The 23150-nt window shown below is 43.8% G+C and carries 24 protein-coding genes; 19 read left to right on the top strand and 5 right to left on the bottom strand.

Annotated elements, in window-relative coordinates:
• Positions 1-163: 163 nt before the first annotated feature.
• The 4 genes from BCT49_RS01645 to BCT49_RS01620 all read left to right on the top strand — a co-directional run bounded on the left by BCT49_RS01645 (position 164) and on the right by BCT49_RS01620 (position 3211).
• Entirely contained in the window at positions 164-538 is a 375-nt protein-coding gene (locus BCT49_RS01645) for a DUF4145 domain-containing protein (protein ID WP_102433886.1), read from the top strand.
• Between the two features lie 934 nt (positions 539-1472).
• A complete protein-coding gene (locus BCT49_RS01630) occupies positions 1473-2093 on the top strand; it encodes a lysoplasmalogenase (protein ID WP_102433909.1) in 621 nt (206 codons plus the stop codon).
• Between the two features lie 91 nt (positions 2094-2184).
• Positions 2185-2421, top strand: a complete 237-nt coding sequence (locus BCT49_RS01625; protein ID WP_102308293.1) for a YecH family metal-binding protein — start codon at positions 2185-2187, stop codon at positions 2419-2421.
• 205 nt (positions 2422-2626) lie between these two features.
• Positions 2627-3211: a YhgN family NAAT transporter gene (locus BCT49_RS01620; RefSeq protein ID WP_029223649.1), complete on the top strand. Its 585-nt coding sequence runs from the start codon at positions 2627-2629 to the stop codon at positions 3209-3211.
• 142 nt (positions 3212-3353) lie between these two features.
• Here the strand turns inward: BCT49_RS01620 and BCT49_RS01615 are convergent, their stop codons facing one another.
• Positions 3354-3620 carry a DUF1145 domain-containing protein gene (locus BCT49_RS01615; RefSeq protein WP_009848233.1) on the bottom strand — a complete coding sequence of 89 codons (267 nt, stop codon included), beginning with the start codon at positions 3618-3620 and terminating at the stop codon, positions 3354-3356.
• 10 nt (positions 3621-3630) lie between these two features.
• Entirely contained in the window at positions 3631-4233 is a 603-nt protein-coding gene (gene rsmD / locus BCT49_RS01610; RefSeq protein WP_017104730.1) for a 16S rRNA (guanine(966)-N(2))-methyltransferase RsmD, read from the bottom strand.
• Between the two features lie 230 nt (positions 4234-4463).
• Here rsmD and ftsY point away from each other — a divergent pair, with 230 nt between their 5' ends.
• From ftsY to glpG, 6 genes are all read left to right on the top strand, one after another.
• Positions 4464-5693: a signal recognition particle-docking protein FtsY gene (gene ftsY, locus BCT49_RS01605; protein ID WP_102433884.1), complete on the top strand. Its 1230-nt coding sequence runs from the start codon at positions 4464-4466 to the stop codon at positions 5691-5693.
• Between the two features lie 77 nt (positions 5694-5770).
• Positions 5771-6445 carry a cell division ATP-binding protein FtsE gene (gene ftsE, locus BCT49_RS01600; RefSeq protein WP_004740528.1) on the top strand — a complete coding sequence of 225 codons (675 nt, stop codon included), beginning with the start codon at positions 5771-5773 and terminating at the stop codon, positions 6443-6445.
• Positions 6435-7403 (top strand): permease-like cell division protein FtsX, encoded by a 969-nt coding sequence (gene ftsX / locus BCT49_RS01595; RefSeq protein WP_102433883.1) that lies wholly within the window; start codon positions 6435-6437, stop codon positions 7401-7403. The genes ftsE and ftsX overlap by 11 nt, the downstream gene beginning before the upstream one ends.
• A gap of 177 nt (positions 7404-7580) precedes the next feature.
• Positions 7581-8438: an RNA polymerase sigma factor RpoH gene (rpoH, locus tag BCT49_RS01590; protein ID WP_029223651.1), complete on the top strand. Its 858-nt coding sequence runs from the start codon at positions 7581-7583 to the stop codon at positions 8436-8438.
• A 416-nt stretch (positions 8439-8854) separates the two neighbouring features.
• Positions 8855-9175, top strand: coding sequence for a thiosulfate sulfurtransferase GlpE (gene glpE / locus BCT49_RS01580; RefSeq protein ID WP_004736711.1), 321 nt, complete (start codon positions 8855-8857; stop codon positions 9173-9175).
• A 48-nt stretch (positions 9176-9223) separates the two neighbouring features.
• Positions 9224-10066, top strand: a complete 843-nt coding sequence (glpG, locus tag BCT49_RS01575; RefSeq protein ID WP_102433882.1) for a rhomboid family intramembrane serine protease GlpG — start codon at positions 9224-9226, stop codon at positions 10064-10066.
• A gap of 88 nt (positions 10067-10154) precedes the next feature.
• Here the strand turns inward: glpG and BCT49_RS01570 are convergent, their stop codons facing one another.
• Positions 10155-10562, bottom strand: a complete 408-nt coding sequence (locus BCT49_RS01570) for a flagellar basal body-associated protein FliL (RefSeq protein ID WP_102433881.1) — start codon at positions 10560-10562, stop codon at positions 10155-10157.
• A 162-nt stretch (positions 10563-10724) separates the two neighbouring features.
• On the opposite strand from BCT49_RS01570, the gene BCT49_RS01565 reads away from it, so the two are divergent.
• Positions 10725-11264 (top strand): chorismate lyase, encoded by a 540-nt coding sequence (locus tag BCT49_RS01565; protein ID WP_198595803.1) that lies wholly within the window; start codon positions 10725-10727, stop codon positions 11262-11264.
• Positions 11265-12119 (top strand): 4-hydroxybenzoate octaprenyltransferase, encoded by an 855-nt coding sequence (gene ubiA, locus BCT49_RS01560; RefSeq protein ID WP_102433879.1) that lies wholly within the window; start codon positions 11265-11267, stop codon positions 12117-12119. It abuts the gene before it with no gap.
• A gap of 104 nt (positions 12120-12223) precedes the next feature.
• Here ubiA and plsB read toward each other — a convergent pair whose 3' ends face one another.
• Complete coding sequence (plsB, locus tag BCT49_RS01555; RefSeq protein ID WP_102433878.1) at positions 12224-14647, bottom strand: glycerol-3-phosphate 1-O-acyltransferase PlsB; 2424 nt, start codon at positions 14645-14647, stop codon at positions 12224-12226.
• 219 nt (positions 14648-14866) lie between these two features.
• Between plsB and BCT49_RS01550 the strand changes: the two genes are divergently transcribed.
• From BCT49_RS01550 to dinF, 4 genes are all read left to right on the top strand, one after another.
• Positions 14867-15229, top strand: a complete 363-nt coding sequence (locus tag BCT49_RS01550; RefSeq protein WP_029225659.1) for a diacylglycerol kinase — start codon at positions 14867-14869, stop codon at positions 15227-15229.
• 94 nt (positions 15230-15323) lie between these two features.
• Positions 15324-15944: a transcriptional repressor LexA gene (lexA, locus tag BCT49_RS01545; RefSeq protein WP_017104719.1), complete on the top strand. Its 621-nt coding sequence runs from the start codon at positions 15324-15326 to the stop codon at positions 15942-15944.
• A 97-nt stretch (positions 15945-16041) separates the two neighbouring features.
• Positions 16042-16920: a class I SAM-dependent methyltransferase gene (locus BCT49_RS01540; protein WP_102433877.1), complete on the top strand. Its 879-nt coding sequence runs from the start codon at positions 16042-16044 to the stop codon at positions 16918-16920.
• A 117-nt stretch (positions 16921-17037) separates the two neighbouring features.
• On the top strand, positions 17038-18393 hold the full coding sequence (gene dinF, locus BCT49_RS01535) for an MATE family efflux transporter DinF (protein ID WP_198595802.1): 1356 nt from the start codon (positions 17038-17040) through the stop codon (positions 18391-18393).
• Between the two features lie 198 nt (positions 18394-18591).
• Here the strand turns inward: dinF and sthA are convergent, their stop codons facing one another.
• Entirely contained in the window at positions 18592-19992 is a 1401-nt protein-coding gene (gene sthA, locus BCT49_RS01530; RefSeq protein ID WP_102433876.1) for a Si-specific NAD(P)(+) transhydrogenase, read from the bottom strand.
• A gap of 327 nt (positions 19993-20319) precedes the next feature.
• Between sthA and fabR the strand changes: the two genes are divergently transcribed.
• From fabR to BCT49_RS01510, 3 genes are all read left to right on the top strand, one after another.
• Positions 20320-20961: an HTH-type transcriptional repressor FabR gene (gene fabR / locus BCT49_RS01520; RefSeq protein ID WP_004736697.1), complete on the top strand. Its 642-nt coding sequence runs from the start codon at positions 20320-20322 to the stop codon at positions 20959-20961.
• Positions 20961-21332: a YijD family membrane protein gene (locus tag BCT49_RS01515; RefSeq protein ID WP_004736696.1), complete on the top strand. Its 372-nt coding sequence runs from the start codon at positions 20961-20963 to the stop codon at positions 21330-21332. Before fabR ends, BCT49_RS01515 begins: the two co-directional genes overlap by 1 nt.
• A gap of 304 nt (positions 21333-21636) precedes the next feature.
• Positions 21637-22896 (top strand): tyrosine-type recombinase/integrase, encoded by a 1260-nt coding sequence (locus tag BCT49_RS01510; RefSeq protein ID WP_102433907.1) that lies wholly within the window; start codon positions 21637-21639, stop codon positions 22894-22896.
• The last annotated feature ends 254 nt before the right edge of the window (positions 22897-23150 follow it).

Raw genomic sequence — 23150 nt, 5'->3', positions numbered from 1 at the left:
CTGTAAGCTAAGCTGATTATTTTTCGGCTGATATCACATTTAATGGCAACCTTGGGATAAAGCATTGTTATTTATTGTCTCTTTCTTAAGTAAATAGCAATGATTTTGTATAAAAATAGGGAAATGCTCGACTAGAATTATAGTGTGGAGTGGGAGGGCTAAGATGACCGATATTGAAAAAGTGGTGACAAGAACTCGCAATATTGAAAAATTATTGAGACTTCAATACCACGCTGAAGGCGAAGGATTGCACGAGCTTGTGACAAGCTGTGAAGAAAGGCTACCGCACGATATGGTAATCAAGCTGCGTTATATCGCAACGTGTCGTAACAAGGTAGTGAATGAGCATGACGCTCAACTGGAAGACCAGCATAAATTCATCATGATGTGTAACGACTGTGAGAAGGAACTGACTCCACGAAGCGGTCGTTTTATCTGGCGAGTTGCTATCTTACTGATGATGGCAATGACTTTAGCCGCAGCGGGTTTCTATTACGCGAACTGGGATGTGTTAACGCTGCATCTGTTTTCGAAGTGAAAAAATTGAACAAAAAAAGGGACGCTCATGGCGTCCCTTTTTTTATCTGTAACTTGCTTAGTACATCATCGGTAGTGTCATAAGACCTACAACTACCGCGATCATTACAAGTCCTTGTCTTTGCGAAGATGAAATCATAACACTACTCCTAAATTTGGTTGTCTCTCGCTATGTTTTAAAGAATAGCCCACTTATAGGTTTAGATCAAGAATTACTTTCGAAAGCTCCAAAAGTAGTAGAAAACTATTGGTTTTTGGCTTGTTTGACTCTGTTTAACTGTGTGTTTTGGTGTGTTCTTATTTTGTTCGTTGTGATTCATGTTTGTTCTTATTTGTTTTAAGTTGCTGTTTTATAATGTTTGTTATGTGTAATTTATATTGTTAAAGGTTGTTAAACTGTATTAATAGGGGTTGGCGGTGGTGAGGTTTGATTTGGTTTTGTTTCTGGATTTTTAGCTCGGTTTTGGTGGTTTTTTTTACACGAGGCTTGGGAAATTCTGACAATTCTAGGTATGAGGAAAACAAGTTTCTCACTTTACAAACCTAGAGTCGTCTGGGGTTTTTATTCGCTAGTTAACTCTGATTTTTTGTATTTAAGTATTTGTTTTTAATGTTTTTAATGTTTTTTGGTGAGTTTTTTTTTAACTTTTAGTCGTGGTTTTTGGCGGTATTTAGTGGTTTATTGGGATTTCAATGATCGAGAAGTGTCTAAAATTGAAAGCTGAGTCGTGTAACGCCATTTTAAAGGTGTTTTACGGCGAATCGCTTTAGTTTTAAACGAATCACTGCTATCTCCGCGTAATTGTCATGGCTTTAACTGAAAGGGACTCTTTTTAGTGGAAGCGTAATCAAGATCCAATTTTGAGGGGCTTAGGCTTTACATCAACACTCGTGTGCCTAGACTGGCGACGTTTTAAAGCAATAGGGCAATGGGTATGTGGAGTTGGTTAGCGGTTTCTTTATCTGGTATCGGAGCGATCTCAGGGACGAAACATGGACATATCGGTCAGGCCTTAGTGTACAAGGTGTTTACCTTTGTTTTGTTGGCGGTAGTGGCGGTCACTCAATCGATCGTTGCTGACTATACTTATTGGATTGTCGCTGGCTTAGCTATCTCGGCTGTGGCTGATGTTCTGCATACGGTGACTCAAAAACGACCGCTTCATTTTGTCTGTTTTTTATTGGCTCAACTCTGTTATAGCAAGGCATTTTGGCTACAACTCTCAGGAGAGATGGTTTGGTGGTTGTTTGCATTATTGTTGGCTGCCTGCGTTGTCGCTTTCTTCTTACTTCTTCCGCGCCTAGATAGATTGGTTTTTCCCGTGGTCATTATGGGCATTGTGCTTATCCAGCTGGCTTGGGCCTCTGGTGAGGTTTGGTTGCTTGAGCCTCAGCTATCACACGCGGTCGGTTTTGCTGGCTGTAGCGTGCTGCTGCTTTCTGCATTGGCGTATGCTCTCAATTGCTATCGTAGTCCAATCAAGGGCGCTTATCTTTGGGTTACGGGCAGTTACTTCCTAGCTCATGCTCTTATCGTGGCATCTCTAACCATTTAGGATAGAGCGCTCTCAACTCTGAGCTACATCAAGGCAGGGTTGCTGAAAATCGGTACTCTACGTTTGATTCATTAAATATTGAGATAGAGTTATGACGACTGAAATTCACGCACACAATGTTTTAAACCTACTTAGTGAAAAGCCACTGACTCGCGAAGAGCTAACACAAGAACTTGCTCAAACGTATGGCGCAGAAGCTCGTTTCCATACTTGTAAGCTAAGTGGTTTAGATTTGGATGGCCTGCTTAAGTTTTTCCTGAAGATGGAAAAGGTTGTGGTTGTCGATGATAAGCTTTGCACCAATCGCGAACGTGTGTGTAATCACTAATTCTCAGTGACTTGGTTTTTAGAGCTTTTTGGCTTTTATAGATAAGAAGAGTGGATACGATGTTTCGGCTTCACTCCTTAAATTCTCTTTTTGCTCTCGTTAAATTCCCTTCTAAATAGCATAAGTTAACTCGTTTATTACTGCGTTCGAAAATCAATGTTGAGGCTGCTATACTCCGCGCACTTACGCTTTTCGAGACAAACTTATGGAAATTTTATCTGCAGCAACCATGCTGTTTCTTATTATGGACCCGCTTGGCAACCTGCCAATCGTGCTCTCAATCCTTAAGCATATCGATCCTAAGCGTCGTCGTATTGTTCTCGTTCGTGAACTGATGTTTGCACTCGTTATCTTGTTGCTGTTCTTGTTTGCTGGCCAAAGCATCATGAACTTCCTGCACGTTCAGCCTGAAACTCTGAGTATTTCTGGCGGTATCATTCTATTTATTATTGCGATTAAGATGATCTTCCCAAGTGCAGGCAGCATCACAGGCCTAGCCGCGGGTGAAGAGCCGTTTATCGTGCCGATGGCCATTCCTATGATTGCGGGCCCATCGGTTATCGCTGCGCTGATTCTTTTGGCAACTCAAAACCCAGACCAGATGTTTGAGTTGTCTCTGTCGGTTTTACTGGCATGGGGCGTAACCTTCTTCATTCTTATGTTTAATGGTTTCTTCCTGCGTATTCTTGGTGAGAGAGGCTTGAAGGCGATAGAGCGTCTAATGGGCCTACTGTTGGTTATGCTGTCGACTCAAATGTTCTTAGATGGCGTGAAAAGCTACATGTCTTAGCATTTTCTTATCGTTCAATTTCTTCTCGAACAATAAAAAACGCCGCTCAAATGAGCGGCGTTTTTTATTTATCTTTCTCGTAACTAGGCTTTCTGCATCGAGTACTGTGTACTGAAGCTTGTATATCTAGGCTCTAGCTCGACTACATCATGTGTTTGCGTCGGATATCGAGGAGGGCAAAGACTCCGAAAATCAATATTGACCACTTCTCCCAACGTGACATTTCGATCTTATCGCCGAAAGCACCGATAAAGATCAGCATCTGCAGGCCGTGCATGAAGAACAAGAATGCTGTCATGATATAAAGCGCAATCGCAGCATTACCCGGGAATGGGTAGAAAATGTTGGCGATTAAGATAAACCAAACAAAGGCGATGGCTGCTTTTGCTAGTGGAAGTAAGAACTTCATTCAATAACTCCTATTCTTCAGTGGTTCGATTAAACAGACGGTAGCTCGACTGCCCCGTGGTCTTATCGCGATGCAATTCCCAGTTCTCTGGCATTGCTTCGAGTTGTAATTCTTTTTCGGTCTCAACGTAAATGATGGCATTGTCGGCAAGCCAGCCATTACTCTCAAGAAGCTCTACAGTTTCAGCTAATAAGCCTTTACGAAATGGAGGATCAAGAAAAACCATATCGTAAGGAGTACCCGGCTTTTTGAGGAAAGAGATCGCATCAGTGTTCACCACGTTGATGTTGTCTGCTTTGAGCTCTTTTGCATTATCAGCAAGCTGCTTAGCGGCCTTCTGATTCATTTCGAGTAGCGTCACTAATTTTGCTTGGCGAGAAGCCGCTTCAAAACCTAGACCACCAGAACCAGCAAATACATCCAAGCAGGTCGAGTGTGGGATATCTTGTGCTACCCAGTTAAAAAGAGTCTCTTTTACTCGATCAATGGTCGGGCGTAAGCCTTCTAAGTCATGAACGGGCAGTTTTCTACCTCTCCATGAGCCACTAATAATTCGAACAAAGCCTCCGGATGGCTTTTTTTGTGATGTGTTTTGCTGGCGACGTCTTACCATAGATTTTTTGACCGCTAATAAAGTGATACTATACCGAGCCCAATTTAGTTGGGTTCGGGTATTAAATAAATTTGCAATGACAAAGTGTATCAAGCTAAAAGCAAACTTATCACTGCTTTGTCATTTTTCTTTACTATTCGTTTGTACAAGCTTGTATTGTATAACAATAGCAAAGAGTCGACGTGCATTAAGTCAATGCAGTTAATTAGTAGATCTAGGAAACTCCTCTGATGACGGAAAAAAAGAAGCGCGGATTATTATCGTGGCTTGGTTTTGGTGAAGAAGAACAAAGCCCAAAAACTCAGAATGAAGCGAACGTAGAAAACGTTGAAGAGCAAACTGAAGTTGAATCACAAGTCGAGGCTGAAGCTGAAGTAGCTAAGCCAACTGAAACTCAGTCAGTTGAATCTGAGCTTGCTGAATCAGATCAAGCGCTTGAAGAGACTCAAGAAGAACAGCAGCCGGTCCTAGCAGAAGCAGAACAGGAAGAAGTTGTTGTTCCTCAAGCTAAGATTGAAGAAGTTCAAGAAAAGCCAACAGAAAGCTTTTTTGCGCGTCTTAAGCGCAGCCTAAGTCGTACTAAAGCGAATATCGGTGCTGGCTTCTTTGGCTTGTTCAAGGGTAAGCAAATCGATGATGATCTGTTTGAAGAGCTGGAAGAGCAACTTCTGATCGCTGACGTGGGTATGAATACTACCGTTAAGATCATTGAAAACCTGACAGAAAAAGCATCTCGCAATGACCTAAAAGATGGTGAAGCTCTATATGGTCTGCTCAAAGAAGAGATGGCAGAAATCCTAAGCCAAGTTGAACAGCCTCTTGTGGTTGATACAACGAAAACGCCTTACGTTATTTTAATGGTGGGTGTGAACGGTGTGGGTAAGACGACCACTATCGGTAAGCTGGCGAAACAATTCCAAGGCGAAGGCAAAAAAGTGATGTTGGCGGCAGGTGATACCTTCCGTGCAGCAGCTGTAGAGCAACTTCAAGTTTGGGGGCAACGTAATGACGTTCCTGTAATTGCTCAACACACTGGTGCAGACAGTGCTTCTGTTATCTACGATGCCATTGAAGCTGCTAAAGCGCGTGGTGTTGATGTCGTGATTGCTGATACTGCCGGTCGTTTACAGAACAAGAGCAACTTGATGGAAGAGCTACGCAAGATTGTTCGTGTAATGAAGAAGATTGATGACTCTGCACCGCACGAAATCATGCTTACGTTAGATGCAGGCACTGGTCAGAATGCGATCAGCCAAGCGAAACTGTTCAGTGAAGTAGCACCGGTAACGGGTATTACGCTAACTAAACTAGATGGTACGGCGAAAGGTGGTGTGATTTTCTCAATTGCTGACCAGTTCCAGATTCCAATTCGTTATATTGGTGTGGGTGAAGGCATTGATGACCTACGTCCATTTGAGTCGAAAGACTTTATTGAAGCACTATTTAGTCGTGAAGAGTAACTCGTGTAGCAAATTGGTTTATCCTTAACCTGCTACCGTTTTAAGTTTGATATGAGTGATCGTAAGAGGAATTTTCGGTGATCAAATTTCAGCAAGTGAGTAAAGCCTACCGAGGCGGACGCCAGGCACTCCAAAAAGTGGACTTTCATCTCAAACGTGGAGAGATGGCATTTTTAGGCGGGCACTCCGGTGCTGGTAAAAGTACCTTGCTGAAGTTGATTTGCGCCATCGAGCGTCCAACGGATGGCCGCGTTTGGTTTAACGACCACGATATCACTCGTATACCAGCCAAAGACATTCCCTTTTTACGCCGTAATATTGGGATTGTCTTTCAAGACCATCGCCTGCTGATGGATCGATCTATCTTTGATAACGTCGCACTGCCTATGCGTATTGAATCTATTTCTGAAAATGAAATAAAGCGCCGAGTCAGTGCTGCGTTGGATAAAACCGGCTTACTAGATAAAGCCCGTTGTTTGCCAAGCCAGCTTTCTGGTGGTGAGCAGCAACGCGTGGGTATTGCTCGCGCTGTGGTTAACCGTCCGACTCTGCTTTTAGCGGATGAGCCTACTGGTAACCTAGACCCTGAATTGTCGAACCGTGTCCTGCGCTTGTTTGAAGAGTTTAACCGCGCGGGTGTAACGATCATCCTAGCGACGCACGATATCGGGTTAGTGAACACTCGCCCCCAATACCGCCATCTTGAATTAAACCAAGGCTTTTTGAGTGAGGTTGAAGATTATGGCCGCTAATAAGCGTATCAAGAAACCTCAATCCAACCGAGCCGCGAGCCGTGCGGCCAGTGATGGCTTTTTTGTTGTTCACTGGAAACAAGCCAAGTCGTCTTTCTCGCAAATGTGGCAGCGTCCACTGGGTAATCTACTGACGTTGGCTGTTATCTCAATGGCCTTGGCGATGCCTGCTTGTTTGTACTTATTAGGTAAAAACGTTGGAGAAGTGGCGAAAGACGTCACTAGCCCATCACAAATCAGTGCTTACGTAGAGGATGGAATTCCTGAACCTCGAGTGATAGTGCTGAAAGATGAGATAGAAGGCTGGGATCAAGTCGAGCTGGTTGAATACATTTCACCACAGCAAGGCCTTGCTGATCTGAGCAAGTATTCTGGTTTTGATGACGCACTGACGATTTTAGATGATTACTCGTTGCCTGGTGTATTGGTGATTACGCCAAGTGTACACAACGACACGCAAATCAAAGAATTGGCGAGCAAGGTTAAGAAGCAAGAGCTCGTGACCGATGTTCGTTTAGACGAAGATTGGCTTGCAAGGCTGGATGCGATCAAAGCACTGGCGGCTGTCATCGTGATTACATTAACCGTGCTTATGCTGGGCGCTGTGTTTTTGATTATTGGCAATACATTGCGATTTAATGTGTTGGCGCATAAAGAAGAGATTCAAACCATGAAGCTGATTGGTGCCACCGATAGCTTCATCTTACGCCCGTACCTATATTCTGGAATGTGGTTTGGTGTGTTAGGCGCGATCTGCGCTTGGGTAATGACGGCATTGATTACGGTTTTACTTAACAGTGCGGTTGATGATTTAGCTCAGCTTTACGATAGTCACTTTAGACTGATTGGCTTAAGTTGGGATGAATCGTTACTGCTTTTGATCGTTGGAACCCTATTAGGCAGTGTGGCTGCGAAGCTTTCCGCACAGCGCCACCTAAAAGAAATTGAACCTGTTTAGTTGAATAGAGTCATATTTAGACGATAAATAGGCACTTTTTAATCAGTTTTTACCTTGTATAGACGAATTGATTATGCATAATTACTTCCCCCTTCTTGAATCCTGTTCATTTTAGGTTCAAGATTGTCGGGTTTTAATAGATATATTACTCCAGATCAGAGATTGATGAGGAACCGAATGGCAAACCAATCGTATCAAATGGCTTTAGTCACACAAGATAGTTTAGATAGCTATATCCGATCAGCGAACAGCTACCCAATGCTGACGCCTGAAGAGGAACGTGGACTTGCAGAGCGATTACATTACAAAGGTGAGATCGATGCTGCGAAAGGTTTGATCCTTTCACACCTAAGATTCGTGGTGCACGTTGCAAGAGGCTACTCTGGCTACGGGCTGCCAATGGCTGATCTCGTCCAAGAAGGTAACATCGGCCTAATGAAGGCGGTGAAGCGCTTCAACCCTGAAGTGGGTGTTCGACTGGTTTCTTTTGCTGTTCACTGGATCAAAGCTGAGATTCACGAATATGTATTGCGTAACTGGCGTATCGTTAAGATTGCGACAACCAAAGCACAGCGCAAACTGTTCTTTAACCTGCGTAAATCTAAGAAGCGTTTAGGCTGGTTCAATAACGGTGAAGTTGAGACTGTTGCGCGTGAACTGGGTGTTGAGCCTTCAGAAGTTCGTGAAATGGAATCTCGCTTAGCGGCACAAGATGCAACCTTTGAAGCTCCGATGGATGACGACGAAGGCGGTTCTGCTTACACGGCTCCGGTTTACTACCTAGAAGACAAAGCGTCAGACGTTGCAGAAACGGTTGAAGCGGCTAACTGGGAATCTCATACCAATAATCGTCTAGGGCTCGCACTGAAGAGCTTAGATGAACGCAGTCAGCACATTGTGCGCTCACGTTGGTTGGATGATAACAAGTCGACCCTGCAAGACTTAGCGGATACCTACAGCATCTCAGCTGAGCGTGTACGTCAGTTAGAGAAGAATGCCATGAAGAAGTTGAAACAAGCCGTTGGCGACTTCTAAGCACTAAACTAACAGCACCATAAAAAGTTAGAATTTAAAAAGGCCGAGATCGAGAGATCTCGGCCTTTTTGTTTTGGATCGAATTCTCAACTTTTGCGATCGATATTTGCATTGTGATTTTGTGGATAACTCTGTGAGAAGTTTATTCGTCAGCTGTCTAAAAGCAGGGTGTAGTAAGGCTTTGGAAGGGTTTTTGGTGTGGGGATATGTTTTAAGTAACCCACAGCTAGATCAGGATCATTACTATATGTTGTGGATCCATTTTTCAAAAACCACTTTATTCACGCAATTCACAGGTTTATCCACAATCGGTGTAAAAGTGATCGCTGGTGGATAACCTTATTAAGTGGATGTGATTGTTAGCCTTGGGATAGGTTACAATGGCAGCAAAGTAAATCAGCATAAAAGAGAAAGTCATGGACCAGTTTAAACATATCGATGTTAAAGGTGCTCAAGCCCTTATAGAACAAGGTGAAGCTCGACTTGTCGATATCCGCGACCCGCAGTCTTTTGCGGTCGCTCACTCTAAAACCGCTTATCACCTAACGAACGATACGATGGTGTCGTTCATGGACGAAGTTGAGTTTGAGCAACCTATCTTGGTGATGTGTTACCACGGTATTAGTAGCCAAGGTGCTGCACAATATTTAGTGAATCAAGGCTTTGAAGAGGTATATAGTGTAGATGGCGGTTTCGAAGCTTGGCACCGTGCTGAACTTCCTGTGATTGCTGGTTAATTACCTTTACGCTTCAAGCATCTCTCATAGCATGAATAGGAAGTAACAATGATTAGATTGATGGTGTTAGACAACCCACGTCTTGCTCAAGCATTTATTGATTATATGGCGTCTCGTCAGATCCCTATTCAGATGTCTCCTGAGGGGGAAGGGCGTTTTGCTCTTTGGCTTCTTGATAGCCAATTTCAGGTTGAAACCGAAGCTGAGCTCAATCGCTTCTTGTCTGAGCCTAATCATAAGCGCTATCAAGCGGCGTCTTGGGACATGGCAGAGACCAGAAAGAGTAACTTTCATTACCACACACCAAGCTTCATGGGCATGATAAAAGCCAAAGCTGGCCCTGTGACACTGAGTATCATGCTGGTGTGTGTGGTGATTTTTGCTCTGCAGCAGATAGGTTTTGGTCAGGCAATCTTTAACGCCTTACATTTTCCTGCGGTTGATGGACAACAATGGCAGCTTTGGCGCTGGTTAAGTCACGCTGTTTTGCATTTCTCTGTTATGCACATCGCATTCAATATCTTGTGGTGGTGGCAACTGGGCGGAGATATAGAGAAAAAGTTAGGCGGCCTCAAGTTGCTTCAGATCTTTGCTGTGTCTTCTGCTCTTTCTGGTGCTGGACAATACTGGGTTGAGGGGGCGAACTTTGGTGGTCTTTCTGGCGTGGTATATGCGTTGGTCGGTTACTTGTGGGTAGTGGGTGCAAAAGCACCTCAGCTTGGCTTAGGTATCCCAAGACAAATCGTCGGCTTTATGTTGGTATGGTTAGTCTTAGGTTATATGCAGCCATTCATGGCCATCGCCAATACTGCGCATCTCGCTGGCTTAGCGGCTGGTGTGATAATTGGTTTGATTGATGCGATGAAAGCGCCGAACTCAGCAAGAAGTTAAATGATGCTCTCTCATTGATAGAGAAACGATAACAACAAAAAAGCGGCCACTGGCCGCTTTTTTATTTGGAATCTATTGGTAATGACTGTTACTGGTAGAGGTATTTGGTAAACAGTAAGTCAGCAATGATCGTTTTGCCTGTTTCCGGAAGCAGAATCTTGTTGAGGTGCTCAACTAGGCTTTTTCTTAAATCTTCACGACCAGACAACGATTTAATGGTTTCTTCGTTTTGTTTGCCAAGTAATTCAATCACTGCATCACGAATCAAAGGTTGGTGATGCTCAATGGCCGCTAGGTCATCACTGTTTGCTACCATGATGTCGAGGCGTACCTGAATATAGCCAAGATTTTTACCTTTAGTGTAAAAATTGGTAGTGAGGTCAGGCTCTAGTGTGAAGTAGGCGAGTTTAGGTCCAGACTCTTCTTCTGCAAAACTTGATGCTGAAAATAGTAGGGTAATCGCAAGAAATATTTGGGCTACATAACGTTTGTGCATATTTGTGACTTTTCTTTAGTTTATTCGCGATATTCGAAACGCGTTTGTCTTGTTACAATGAGCGGTCTAAATCTAAATACGTTTACAATTCGAAGAACGCTTTAATTTTGTTCGAAAGTTGAAGCTTTATTGTACGTGTAAAGTCACCTATTGAATACTAGTATGAATCAGCCAATATCGCTGTATCTTAATTCGTTAATGAATGTAGATTGGCAAAGTACAGAAACATTTGATTTTCCTAATGAAACCACCAAAGAGTGGCTGATGGAGCAAGGTTCTCTTTCCCGAAAGTTAGGGGAGTGCTGTCAGCATTTATCTGTTGAGTTGCTTCATAATCAAGTTGTCGAGCGCTCAATGCTCCAACCTGACGAGGAACATCTTTTATCATCATTTGATTGCTTGCTGCGTAAAGTAATTTTAAAGGGTGATGATACCCCGTGGGTGTTAGGTCGTACCTTAATTCCAAGAGTCACGCTAGACGATCAGCATTCTGACCTTTCTCAACAAGGGAATGTCCCGCTTGGTTTAACGGTTTTCAGCGCTGAGAACGTGAAGCGAGATGCGCTGCAAGTCGGTTGGGTTACTGCAGGCGATGAGCGATTGCTCGCGCGCCGCTCTCGATTATGGATGAACCATAAGCCAATGCTTGTGGCAGAGTTGTTTTTACCCACAGCCCCAATTTACTCTAAGGAGAATGTGTAAATGCTGGCCACCAAAGCGAAAGCGTATTGGCAGTTAACGCGAATGAATCGCCCAATTGGTACCTTATTACTCCTTTGGCCGACCTTATGGTCTCTGATTATTGCCGCGCAAGGCGTGCCTGATTTTGATGTCTTGGTTGTTTTCGTGCTCGGCGTCGTGTTGATGCGCTCGGCGGGCTGTGTGATCAATGATTTTGCTGATCGCAAAGTCGATGGTCATGTAAAACGCACCAAGCAGCGCCCATTACCTTCTGGTTTAGTTTCCAGTAAAGAAGCGATATTACTTTTCTTAGTATTAGCGGTGGTTTCATTCTTGTTGGTGTTAACCATGAACCCGCTGACGATTAAGCTTTCTGTTATCGGTGTTGGCTTAGCCTTTATCTATCCTTTCATGAAGCGTTTTACACATCTTCCACAACTGTTTCTTGGGTTAGCTTTTAGTTGGGCGATTCCAATGGCGTGGGCTGCTCAAACCAATGAACTGCCAAATGTAGTGTGGTTTATTTTCGTGATTAATGCGCTTTGGACGATAGCCTACGACACGCAATATGCGATGGTGGATCGAGACGATGACCTTAAAATTGGTATCAAATCGACCGCCATTTTATTTGGCCGCTTCGACAAGCTTATCGTTGGCTTCTTACAATTAGTGACACTGGCGATGCTGATTGCGCTAGGCATGCATTACCAGTTGGGTGATACCTTCTATTGGGCTTTGTTGGTGGCCGGTAGCTTGTTTGTGTATCAACAACATTTGATGCGTCATCGTGACCGAGACTTATGTTTCCAAGCTTTTCTAAACAACAACTACGTTGGGATGGCAGTGACAGCAGGCTTATTTATTACTTTCTGGTAAACGTTGATAACTGAATCCGCTCCAAATAAAAAGGCACCCATTGGGTGCCTTTTTCGATCGTGTTCAATCAAACCTTGAACAAAGATTCACGGTATAGCAAGAGGTTACTCTGCTTGGTGAATACTCTCTTGAATCGTTAGACGGACTTCTGGGTAAAGCATCGAGTAAAGAAGCTTAGCGAATTGCTGAGTCTTTTCTAAATCACAGTTACCATCGTTATCAAGATATTGCTGCTGTTTCAGTGTCGCAAACATTGATGCGAATACACCTTTGTCGAAGAACTCTGGCGCATTGATACCATGCAAGCGGCCTAGTCGTTGTGCGATGTCTTGGCTCTTCTGCTCAAGATCGGATTTATCAAGATCAGGATTCTCTGCCAACAGATTCAACGCAATTGAGTAACGCTGTAAAGTCTCTGAAATCGTGCGACCTAACAGCATCAGTGCTTGGCTGTTTGATTGGTTGATTGTTACTTCACCGTCAGAAACGACAATCATGCCTTGGTTGACTAGCTCATTAATGATGTTCGCAACAACATCTTCAAGCTGATCTTCGTCATAGCTTAAGAACAGCTCTTTCTTCAAGAACGGGTAGATCGCCGCGACATTCTTCTGAATATTCGCGATTGAGATACCACGCTGGCGAATTGTCATCTGAGCAATGAATGATGGCAGTGCAAACAAGTGGATGATGTTATTACGGTAGTAAGTCATCAGAATCGATTGGTGACGATCAAGTGAAATGATGTCGCCCATCGTGTCTGATTCAATCAAGAACTTGTTCAATGACTCTGCGTGTTTTACCAGATCTTCAGCGCTGTCTTTAGGCACTGTGAATGTATCCGAGTAAGGAACATTCTTAAGCAGAGACAGGTAGCAGTTGATTTGAGAAACCAAAGAATCACGAGACAATGCACGCTGTCGAGAAGCGAGTAGTGCGGTCGCACAGAGTGTCAGTGCATTGGTCGCTGCTGCATCATTAATGTGCGTCATCATCTTAGTCGCCAGATCGTTAACCACAGGGTTCATCCATTGTGGTTTGCTGGTGCCCATTGGATCGATGTCTTTAGTCCACTCTGGCGCGTGCTCGTTCAGGTATTGGTTAAGCTGAATCGGCTCACCAAAGTTCACATAACCTTTACCAAAGTTGCGCAGCTTACGCAGAGTACGAATCACAAGGCTCGCATTCTCTTTCTCTTTGCGCTTACCACGCAGCTCTTTGGCGTAAGTCGCCACTTCCATTACGTGTTCATAACCGATGTACACAGGAACCAAAGTTACAGGACGGTTCATACCACGCAGCATCGCTTGAATGGTCATCGCTAGCATGCCCGTTTTCGCTTGCAGTAGACGACCTGTACGAGAACGACCACCTTCACTGAAGTACTCAACTGAGTAACCTTTAGCGAACAGTTCGGCTAGGTATTCACGGAAAATCGTTGAGTAAAGCTTGTTGCCTTTGAAGCTACGACGAATAAAGAACGCACCGCCGTGACGGAAAATAGGACCGGCAGGGAAGAAGTTGAGGTTAATACCCGCAGCGATGTGCGGAGGCACCATGCCTTCATGATAAAGCACATAAGAAAGCAGCAAGTAATCCATGTGGCTACGGTGACAAGGCACGTAAACAATCTCGTGACCGTCTTGAGCTAGCTTACGAACCGTTGAAGCGTTGCTAATATGCAGACCTTGGTACAACTTATTCCACAACCAACCAAGAATCTTCTCACCGCGTTTAATTAACGAGTAAGAGAAGTTAGCTGCGATCTCATCCATGATGTCCTGAGCTTCTTTGCTCGCTTTCTCTATGGAAATATTTTTTGCTTCAGCTTCGTCTTCTATCGCCTTCTTGATTGCTTCTGATTTTAACAGGCGGTCGAACAGTGCTTGGCGGCTTGGCAGGTTAGGACCTGATGCTGCAAGCTTTTGACGAGAGAAGTGAATACGTGCCACGCGAGCAAGCTTGTGCGCGATAGTGCTATCAGTACCGTGTGAGTTGGCCATGTAGCGTAGAGAGACAACCGGACTAAAGCGAACCAGACAGTCACGACCAGCCAGTAATACGGCTTTTGATTTTTCTAAGCCGTTCATTGCTTGTAGGTAAGGTTTCTGGTTATTCTCTTTACCTGGTTTACGTCCCCACAAGACGGTTGCTGGGATAACTTGAACATCAAGCTCTGAGTCTTCAGCATGCAGTGAAAGCAGCTCAGAGAAAACTTCAATTGAAGAGCTTGGAACATAGTCATCGTCTTGCAGCAATGTTTTGCGTGAAGAGATGAACACGAAGCGTTGCAGTGATTTGCCGTTTATTTCAAGCTTGCTAAAAGGATCGGGTAAGCCCAATTCCAGCGCATGCTTTTGCAGCGTAAGTAGGTCGACACTTGAGCGAAATGGTAAGGCGTATACAATCGGTTTGCCTAAATCAATGTTCAAATCCTCAACCGGATTCGAAGGTATTGATGTGCCCTTTACCAAAACGGATAAAGGTAGCTTCATTAATGAACGTGAAAAAGATTGTCCAGAAGACATATAGGTTCACTGCCTCAATAGTTATTTCAATGTGCTTAAGCGTATCTCTATTTCTATGATGAAAGGATAAATCCTGTGAGTGAAATAGGGATAAGCCTAGGCGTAAATTTAATCGATGCAAGAATACCAGAAACTGGTCTAACCTTTTAATGGAAATAGTCATATTGCCGTTAAGTTTGTTTAAAATCATTCATCGACTGATTGAGTATAGGGTTAAAAATGAGCAAAAAATCAAACACCGGATTCAAACGCATAGTGAAAGCAGCAGGCTTTTCATGGCAAGGCATCACTAGCTCATTTAAAAACGAGGCGGCATTTCGCCAAGAAGTATTTATGGCAGCGGTGTTAATCCCACTGGCGTTCTACTTAGATGTGGGCCAGGTAGAGCGTATCTTAATGATTGCGGCCGTTGTGTTAGTGGTCGTGGTCGAGTTGATCAACACGGCGATTGAAGCAGTCGTTGATCGAATTGGCAGTGAACATCATGAGCTAGCGGGCATGGCTAAAGATGCCGGTTCTGCTGCGGTTTTTGTCTGTTTAGGCTTGGCGGGTTATGTTTGGCTAGACATTTTATTTTTGTGATTTTTGAAAAATGAACTAAAAACAACCAATTGCTTTGCTTTTGTTCGGTTACTGGATATACTCACAGTCAACTGTATAAAAAGACAGGTGAATCATGAAGCCGTTAACGCCCCGCCAACAACAAGTTTTCGATCTTATCAAAAGTAAGATTGACGATTTCGGTATGCCACCGACACGCGCAGAAATTGCACGCGAACTAGGCTTCCGTTCTGCTAATGCTGCAGAAGAACATTTGAAAGCTCTTGCTCGTAAAGAAGCGATTGAGATTATCCCGGGTGCGTCTCGCGGTATTCGTATTTTGCTTGAAGATGCAGCGAACGAAGAGCAAGGTTTACCATTAATCGGTCAGGTTGCCGCTGGCGAGCCTATTTTGGCTCAAGAGCATGTAGAAATGCATTATCAAGTTGACCCAGGTATGTTTAAGCCACAAGCTGACTTCTTACTTCGCGTAAATGGCGAAAGTATGAAAGACATCGGTATTATGGATGGCGATTTACTGGCCGTGCATAAAACACAAGACGTGCGTGATGGACAAGTTGTCGTTGCTCGTGTCGATGATGATGTAACGGTAAAACGCCTAGAACGCAAAGGTTCTACCGTTCTGTTACATGCTGAAAATGAAGAGTTTTCTCCAATTCATGTGGACCTAGAGTCCCAACACTTGTCTATTGAAGGGCTTGCGGTTGGTATTATTCGTAACACGGACTGGATGTAGTCATTACAAGCAGATTATTGATATTTATTCTCAATAACTTGTTATTGTAATTGATATTCATTATCATCTTCTTTGTCGAGATACAAGGAAGATGATGATGCCAAACCCAACCAAACCTCAAATGAAGCCGCTTATTCGTAAGCCGCGCTCCTCTGATCAAAAGACTTCTTCTGATCAAAGGTCTGCACATCAAGAATTTCAAGTTCCGACCAATCTCGTTCAACACCTTTGGTTTCGCAGTCGCGAAAGTCTTGCCGATGATGGTCTAGTTTATGATCCTATTGCAGCTCAAGCCTGTAAGCGTTGCCAACTAGCGCCTGAATGTCTTACCGGTGAACTCGACCAGCAACAACTTCTCTATGCCACATTGACTCAGCTTTGCGATTCTCAAGTTCAGCAGTTTTTATCTCATAATCCAGATGCTTGGATCATTAATGTTGGAGCCGGGCTCGATACGCGTTTCTACCGTTTAGATAATGGTCGTTGTCATTGGGTTGAATTAGATGTCACAGAGAACCTAGTTTGGCGCCAACGCTTGTTCCACAAAAATGAACGCTATCGTTTGGAATGTGGCTCGGTTGACGATCTGACGTGGCTCGATGAATTGAACATTCCAGAGCAAGCCTCAGTGATGGTGGTGTGTGAACATGCTCTGCTTGATTGCAACGAACAGCAGACGGCACATTTTATTCAGTCTCTCAGTCGTTATTTTACTCATGCCCACGCCTGCTTAGTATTGGCTGGAGATAAGAGCTCAAGTACGTTGGGGAAGAAGCTAGGATCTGGTGAATATGCTCACGGGTTGTCTTCACCAATAGATAGTGTTCTTAATTGGTTGCCATGGGCGCAATGGGTTAAGTCATTTTCACCATTAGAGCAGCAATGTAATCGTTGGAAGTTATGGCAGCGATTGTTGTGTAAGATTTCTCAGTTTAAAAAGCGTTTAACTCCTCAATTAGTACTGGTTAAATGGTAATGCTAGCTTCTTCTATCAACAGATAGCTTGGGAAAAGCTAACCAAGACATAAAGTACACAACATAGTGAAAGCACACTCACTAGGTTAAACTATCGCCTCTAATCAAAGAGGTGATCGTGAAGCTATTTAATCCCCAAACTATTTTTCAAACTCTATCCAATCAAGCGATGCACAAAAAAGTGCTTTTGCTCGCGATCCCGATGGTTCTTTCCAATATTACGGTTCCTCTACTGGGTTTAGTCGACGCTGCGGTTATCGGTCACTTAGAGCATTCTTGGTATTTAGGTGGTGTGGCCTTGGGTGGCACTATGATCAGTGTGACTTTTTGGTTGCTTGGCTTCCTACGAATGTCGACGACCGGACTGGCCGCGCAATCTTATGGGGCGAACGATGGTAAGCAGCTTGGCTTAGTCTTTGTGCAAGGCGTGACCATGGCCTTAGGGTTTGCTGGTGTCTTTTTGCTATTGCACAGCTTCGTTGCGGATGCGGTTTTCTCTCTGAGTAGTGCTAGTGACCAAGTGAAACACTATGGTCAGCAATATTTCTCGATCCGAGCATGGAGTGCGCCTGCTGCGTTGACTAACTTTGTACTGTTAGGTTGGCTACTCGGAACCCAAAATGCCAAAGCACCTATGTGGATGGTGATCATTACTAATATCACCAACATCGTTTTAGATATCGTATTTGTGATTGGCCTCGGCTGGCAAGTTGAAGGCGCTGCGTTGGCATCGGTGATTGCGGATTATGCGGGTCTAACGTTTGGCTTAATTTGTGTGTATCGAATCTGGATGAAGAGGCAACTGCCATCCCCATGGGAGCTGCTTAAGAAAACCAGTCAAGGCTTGAGTCGTTTCGTAAAGCTGAATCGCGATATCTTTCTCCGTTCATTGTGTTTACAAGCCACTTTTACTTTTATGACTTTCCAGGGCGCAAGCTTTGGTGATGATGTGGTGGCAGCCAATGCGGTACTGATGAGTTTCTTGATGATCATCTCTTATGGGATGGATGGTTTTGCCTACGCCATGGAAGCCATGGTCGGTAAAGCGATCGGCGCGAAAGATAAAGATGAGCTAAATCAGTCTTTGATAGGCACCTTCTTTTGGAGCTTCAATATTTGTTTGGTGCTGACCATAGTGTTCGCGATTGCTGGGTCTAGTTTGATTAATATGATCACCACAATCCCAGAAGTTAAGACTCAGGCTGAAGTTTATTTACCATGGTTGATTGCGATGCCACTCGTTTCTATGTGGTGCTTCTTGCTGGACGGTATTTTCGTGGGCGCGACCAAAGGCAAAGATATGCGTAACAGTATGTTTGTGGCCACCTGCAGTTTCTTTGCAATTTTCTACTTAGCATCAGGTTTAGAAAACCATGCGCTGTGGTTAGCAATGTTGAGCTTTATGGCGATGCGTGGGATTGGTCTTGGTGTTTTATTTGTTTCTCAATGGAAGAAAGGAGAGTTTCTCGCTTAGCTTACTTAGATAGCTTAGCTAGACTAGTTCAGGGAGCGAAAAAGAGAAGCTGTGCAGGTAAAATGGTATTTAGAACATCATGATCTAATTACTCACATGGCTATATAATTCAGTGGTTTAAATAAAAACAGCAAGCTCATGGCTTGCTGTTTATGTATTTGGCCTACAGGTGGTCAAATAGTCCTGTTGGTTCTTTGTTTAGAATAAACGGTTAAGTCCGTTCAGCGCTGCGACGCGATAAGCTTCGGCCATTGTTGGATAGTTGAAGGTTGTATTCACAAAGTACTCGATGGTATTTGCTTCGCCTTTCTGTTCCATGATCGCCTGACCGATGTGGATGATTTCCGCAGCACGCTCACCAAACACGTGGATACCTAAAATCTCTTTGGTTTCACGGTGGAATAGGATTTTTAAGCTACCAATATCTTTACCCGCGATTTGTGCACGAGCGAGGTGTTTGAATGAAGAGCGTCCAACTTCGTAAGGAACCTTCGCGGCGGTAAGCTCTTGCTCTGTTTTACCAACAGAGCTGATCTCCGGGATGGTGTAGATGCCCGTTGGAATGTCTTCAATCAGATGGCCTTCCGCTTCGCCTTTCACTATTGCTTGAGCCACGAAACGACCTTGGTCATAGGCAGCACTAGCCAAGCTAGGGTAGCCAATTACATCACCCACGGCATAAACGTGGTTGATACTGGTTTGGTAGTTGCTGTTAACCGACACTTGACCACGTGAATCCGATTCTAGCCCTACAGCACCAAGGTTGAGTTTGTCTGTGTTACCTGTTCGGCCATTGGCATACAGTAGGCAATCAGCACGCATTTTCTTACCTGACTCTAGGTGAATGATTACACCGTCATCAGTGCCTTCAATTTTCTCAAAGGTTTCATCGTTACGAATTACGACGCCACTGTTCCAGAAGTGGTAAGAAAGCGCATCTGAAGTTTCATTATCTAGGAATGACAGTAAGCGGTCTCGAGTATTGATGAGATCGGTTTTTACGCCTAAACCACGGAAGATCGACGCGTACTCACAACCGATAACACCAGCACCATAAATGATGATGTGTTGAGGGTCGTGTTTAAGAGAAAGAATAGAATCGCTGTCGTAGATACGTTCGTGTAGGAAGTCGACGTTGTCTGGCTGATAAGGGCGAGAGCCTGTCGCGATAACAAACTTGTCTGCGCTGTAATGTTCTTCAGTACCATCGCTTTGTAAAACAGAAATAGTGTTGGTATCGATAAAACGGGCAGTACCGAATACCAGTGTACATTGGTTGCGATCGTAGAAACCTTGGCGCAGTCGAGTTTGCTTATCTATGACTGATTTAGCATGACCCAGTATGTTGGAGAAGGTTGAGTGAATGCTTTTGTTGTTCTGACAAAACAGCGGGTTGCTGTTGAATTCAATAATACGACTCACGGCATGACGCAGTGCTTTTGAAGGAATGGTTCCCCAGTGAGTACAACCACCACCAACGCTGCTCTCTTTCTCAATGATTGCAACGTTCAACCCGGCTTTGGTTAATCCCATCGCTGCCCCTTCGCCTCCGGGGCCACTACCAATTACGATTACATCAAAGTGGTTGGAGTGCGGCATAGATATCTTCCTTGTTATATTTGATTAACATTGCTTTAGCGAGATTTTAACTGATTCTGTTCTTGGGTACATGAAAAGGGCATCAGAGAGTCGGTGGGATCACGCAGTGTTATCGAAAAAATAATATTTGGTATGTCGTATGTCTCCAAATGACAGTGTGGAGATTGAAATTTTTTCTTCGAACGTATTTACTTCGGTACGTGAACAAAGAGGTATGTTGAGTGTCTTATATAACCAGAGTGCCTTATATAAATAAGTGATTCGCGTTATATTGAAGAGAGTATTAGACATGCCTGTTTAGGCTGTAAAAGAAGATGTTGATAAAGTATGAAACCAATGGGCATTCGCGCACAGCAAAAAGAAAAAACTCGTCGTAGCTTAATCGATGCGGCATTTAGCCAACTCAGTGCTGATCGTAGTTTTTCCAATCTAAGCTTGAGAGAAGTCGCTCGTGAGGCTGGAATAGCACCGACTTCCTTTTATCGTCACTTCAAAGACATGGATGAGCTTGGCTTAACCATGGTTGATGAAGGTGGCTTACTATTGCGCCAGCTAATGCGACAAGCTAGGCAACGCATAGTCAAAGAAGGCAGTGTGATTCGCACATCGGTTGAAACCTTTATGGAATTCATTGAAAGCAGTCCAAACGTATTCAGACTGTTATTGCGAGAGCGCTCAGGAACTTCGTTTGAGTTTCGTGCAGCGGTAGCTCGTGAGATACAGCACTTCTCTGCTGAGTTAACCGAATATTTGATAACGACTGGCATGACACGAGATGAAGCTTTTACTCAAGCTGAAGCCTCCGTCATTTTGGTCTTCAACTCAGGGGCAGAAGCATTAGATTTAGATCGACGTCAGCGAGATGAATTGGCTGATCGCTTGATCATGCAATTGCGAATGATGGCCAAAGGGGCTTTTTGGTATCGTAAAGAACGTGAACGTAACCGATTAAAAGGCGGGATTGAATAATGTCGAATGAAAATAATACTGTAAACCGTGGTTCTGAAAGAAAGACACTCGTACTTGCTGTTGTTGCAGGTGTGTGTGGTGATGCACTGTTATCTTGGGTAACAATGAGCGAAGTGGGCTTCTCTATTTTTCCGCTGATTGCTTTAGTTTTGGCTGTACAAGCGCTTTACCAAGAATACCTAACGAATCCAGTATCTGAAGATATTCCATTAGTGGGTTTAGCTTGTTTCTTTGTGGGTGCATTTGGCCACTCGGCTTTTGTGAAAGCACAACACCCTGATGCAGGTTCAAACTTCTTTGCGATTATTGTCGCGATGCTGCTACTCGCTTGGGTAGGTAAGAAGCTAGGCTTTATCGGTAAAACCGCTTAAACCAACGTATAAATAAAAAAACGAGCCAATTGGCTCGTTTTTTTGTATCTGCTGTACGACCTAGAGAGCGAGATTTATGCTTTACGCTCTAGGAATACACCGGCTTCCATGTGGTGCGTATATGGATCCTTTAGTCCTTTAACGTCTACAGAGTTATATTTTTTAACTGTAACATTATGATTTATAGTTATTTTAATGATCTCGTTGTCCGTTAGAGTCCAAAGCCGTACAATAGAAACTCGATGCTTCCCGTACCCCACGCCGTACCCAGAGCCGTACCCAGAAATGCAGAGGTTTTCCAATGATGACAAAACGAATCAGTACCAATGCAACGCTGCAAGCATTGAAGCCACAGGGTAAGGAATACTCGATCCCCGATAAAAAGGTTGAAGGATTGAACATTCGAGTTCGTCCAACGGGCACAATGACCTGGATCTTTCGTTTTCAAGTAGGGAAGAAACACGAAAAAATCTCTATGGGTCGATACATTAAGATTAAACCAGAACGCGGGATGACATTAGACCAGGCGCGAAAGGAAGCTGGTCGTTATCGAAGTTGGTTGGAGAATGGTAAGAATCCAAAGGTTGAACTGGATATCGAGAAACGAGCGCAGGATGAAGCGAAGACCTTTGATGATGCGTTTATTAGCTTCGATGAAAAACGTCTTTCAAAACAGCTACGGGGCGACCAGTCGAGGATCATTTACAATCGAGATATCAAGCCAATTCTCGGTAACATCAAATTGGCAGATTTAAGTATATATGACCTCAATAGGGTCTTTGATGCGAAGGTTGATAAGGATGGAAAGCGTATGGCTGGAGCCATCGCTGCTTGCCATAAAATTATTAATCAAGTGATTAACCATGCCTTAGCGCTAAATATGCTTGAAACTCATCCTGCACCACAACTGAAAGCAAAAGACGTTGGTGGCGGCTCTAAAGTCACAAAACGTAATTTGAGCTTTTCTGAACTAAAAATTTTGTTAACGAGTATTCATTCTTGGCGTACAGACTCTTCTAACATCTGTTTGATGCAGTTCTTACTTGGTTGTGGGCAACGTATTAGTGCCGTGCTTGAAATGCGTTGGAGTGAGTTAGATCTGAAAGAGAAGGTGTGGTTATTGCCAGCAAGTTCAGAGGATCGTCACACCAAAAGCCCGGAAAGTCGCAAAATCCCTTTAAGTGATTATCTGCTTACTCTTCTCAATGAGCAGCGTACAAATGTGCCAAGTAAGTGGAAGTTGGTCTGGCCTCAGCTAACGGTAGATAAAGTTCAAGAGCCAGCAGCAGTACGTGCGTTGATCAAACGTAATCTACCAGCCGATTTTGAACGATTCTCTCCACACGATCTACGACGTACTTTCATTAGCCGCTGTAGTGAGATGGGATTGGATATTGTGGCGATCGAAAAAACAGTAGGCCACCAGCTACCGGGAATGTTAAGAGTTTACAATCACCATAACTATCTTGATGAGCAGTTATCTGTATTGCAGGCTTGGGGTGAAAAATTGCAAACTCTTACCATTGAGAATGTAGTGCCATTATCACAACCTAAATTAGCTTAAGGTTCAAATATTCTCTGCTCGCGTTGATAAAAACTAAACTGTAGTACCTACAGCTTAATGGGTTACCCTGATAATCGTTGCTCCATCCAGCTTTCTTTCACTTCACTCTTTGGCTTGGATCTCCACAGTCACATTGTTTGAGCATGTTCATCACGAAACGTCTAATACCATTCTGATTAATTAGCTTTAATCTGTTATAAAACAATATCTTAGGAGGTCTCTTTCGCCTTTTAGTACTCCAAGTTTTTGTGCAA

This window comes from Vibrio lentus (assembly GCF_002875945.1).
In the GTDB taxonomy this organism is placed as follows: Bacteria; Pseudomonadota; Gammaproteobacteria; order Enterobacterales; family Vibrionaceae; genus Vibrio; species Vibrio apostichopi.
Note: the sequence above shows the minus strand (reverse complement) of the source record. Positions and strands in the feature narration are given on the sequence as shown.

What these genes read in the sequence shown, in the direction of transcription:
- BCT49_RS01630 (WP_102433909.1), top strand. Translation starts at nt 1,473, where the DNA reads ATGTGGAGTTGGTTAGCGGTTTCTTTATCTGGTATCGGAGCGATCTCA.
- plsB (WP_102433878.1), bottom strand. Translation starts at nt 14,647, where the DNA reads ATGTCTTCTGGACAATCTTTTTCACGTTCATTAATGAAGCTACCTTTA.
- ftsY (WP_102433884.1), top strand. Translation starts at nt 4,464, where the DNA reads ATGACGGAAAAAAAGAAGCGCGGATTATTATCGTGGCTTGGTTTTGGT.
- BCT49_RS01565 (WP_198595803.1), top strand. Translation starts at nt 10,725, where the DNA reads ATGAATCAGCCAATATCGCTGTATCTTAATTCGTTAATGAATGTAGAT.
- BCT49_RS01550 (WP_029225659.1), top strand. Translation starts at nt 14,867, where the DNA reads ATGAGCAAAAAATCAAACACCGGATTCAAACGCATAGTGAAAGCAGCA.
- ubiA (WP_102433879.1), top strand. Translation starts at nt 11,265, where the DNA reads ATGCTGGCCACCAAAGCGAAAGCGTATTGGCAGTTAACGCGAATGAAT.
- lexA (WP_017104719.1), top strand. Translation starts at nt 15,324, where the DNA reads ATGAAGCCGTTAACGCCCCGCCAACAACAAGTTTTCGATCTTATCAAA.
- BCT49_RS01570 (WP_102433881.1), bottom strand. Translation starts at nt 10,562, where the DNA reads ATGCACAAACGTTATGTAGCCCAAATATTTCTTGCGATTACCCTACTA.
- glpG (WP_102433882.1), top strand. Translation starts at nt 9,224, where the DNA reads ATGATTAGATTGATGGTGTTAGACAACCCACGTCTTGCTCAAGCATTT.
- ftsX (WP_102433883.1), top strand. Translation starts at nt 6,435, where the DNA reads ATGGCCGCTAATAAGCGTATCAAGAAACCTCAATCCAACCGAGCCGCG.
- BCT49_RS01620 (WP_029223649.1), top strand. Translation starts at nt 2,627, where the DNA reads ATGGAAATTTTATCTGCAGCAACCATGCTGTTTCTTATTATGGACCCG.
- BCT49_RS01510 (WP_102433907.1), top strand. Translation starts at nt 21,637, where the DNA reads ATGACAAAACGAATCAGTACCAATGCAACGCTGCAAGCATTGAAGCCA.
- rpoH (WP_029223651.1), top strand. Translation starts at nt 7,581, where the DNA reads ATGGCAAACCAATCGTATCAAATGGCTTTAGTCACACAAGATAGTTTA.
- BCT49_RS01645 (WP_102433886.1), top strand. Translation starts at nt 164, where the DNA reads ATGACCGATATTGAAAAAGTGGTGACAAGAACTCGCAATATTGAAAAA.
- BCT49_RS01540 (WP_102433877.1), top strand. Translation starts at nt 16,042, where the DNA reads ATGCCAAACCCAACCAAACCTCAAATGAAGCCGCTTATTCGTAAGCCG.
- BCT49_RS01615 (WP_009848233.1), bottom strand. Translation starts at nt 3,620, where the DNA reads ATGAAGTTCTTACTTCCACTAGCAAAAGCAGCCATCGCCTTTGTTTGG.
- rsmD (WP_017104730.1), bottom strand. Translation starts at nt 4,233, where the DNA reads ATGGTAAGACGTCGCCAGCAAAACACATCACAAAAAAAGCCATCCGGA.
- BCT49_RS01625 (WP_102308293.1), top strand. Translation starts at nt 2,185, where the DNA reads ATGACGACTGAAATTCACGCACACAATGTTTTAAACCTACTTAGTGAA.
- BCT49_RS01515 (WP_004736696.1), top strand. Translation starts at nt 20,961, where the DNA reads ATGTCGAATGAAAATAATACTGTAAACCGTGGTTCTGAAAGAAAGACA.
- fabR (WP_004736697.1), top strand. Translation starts at nt 20,320, where the DNA reads ATGAAACCAATGGGCATTCGCGCACAGCAAAAAGAAAAAACTCGTCGT.
- glpE (WP_004736711.1), top strand. Translation starts at nt 8,855, where the DNA reads ATGGACCAGTTTAAACATATCGATGTTAAAGGTGCTCAAGCCCTTATA.
- sthA (WP_102433876.1), bottom strand. Translation starts at nt 19,992, where the DNA reads ATGCCGCACTCCAACCACTTTGATGTAATCGTAATTGGTAGTGGCCCC.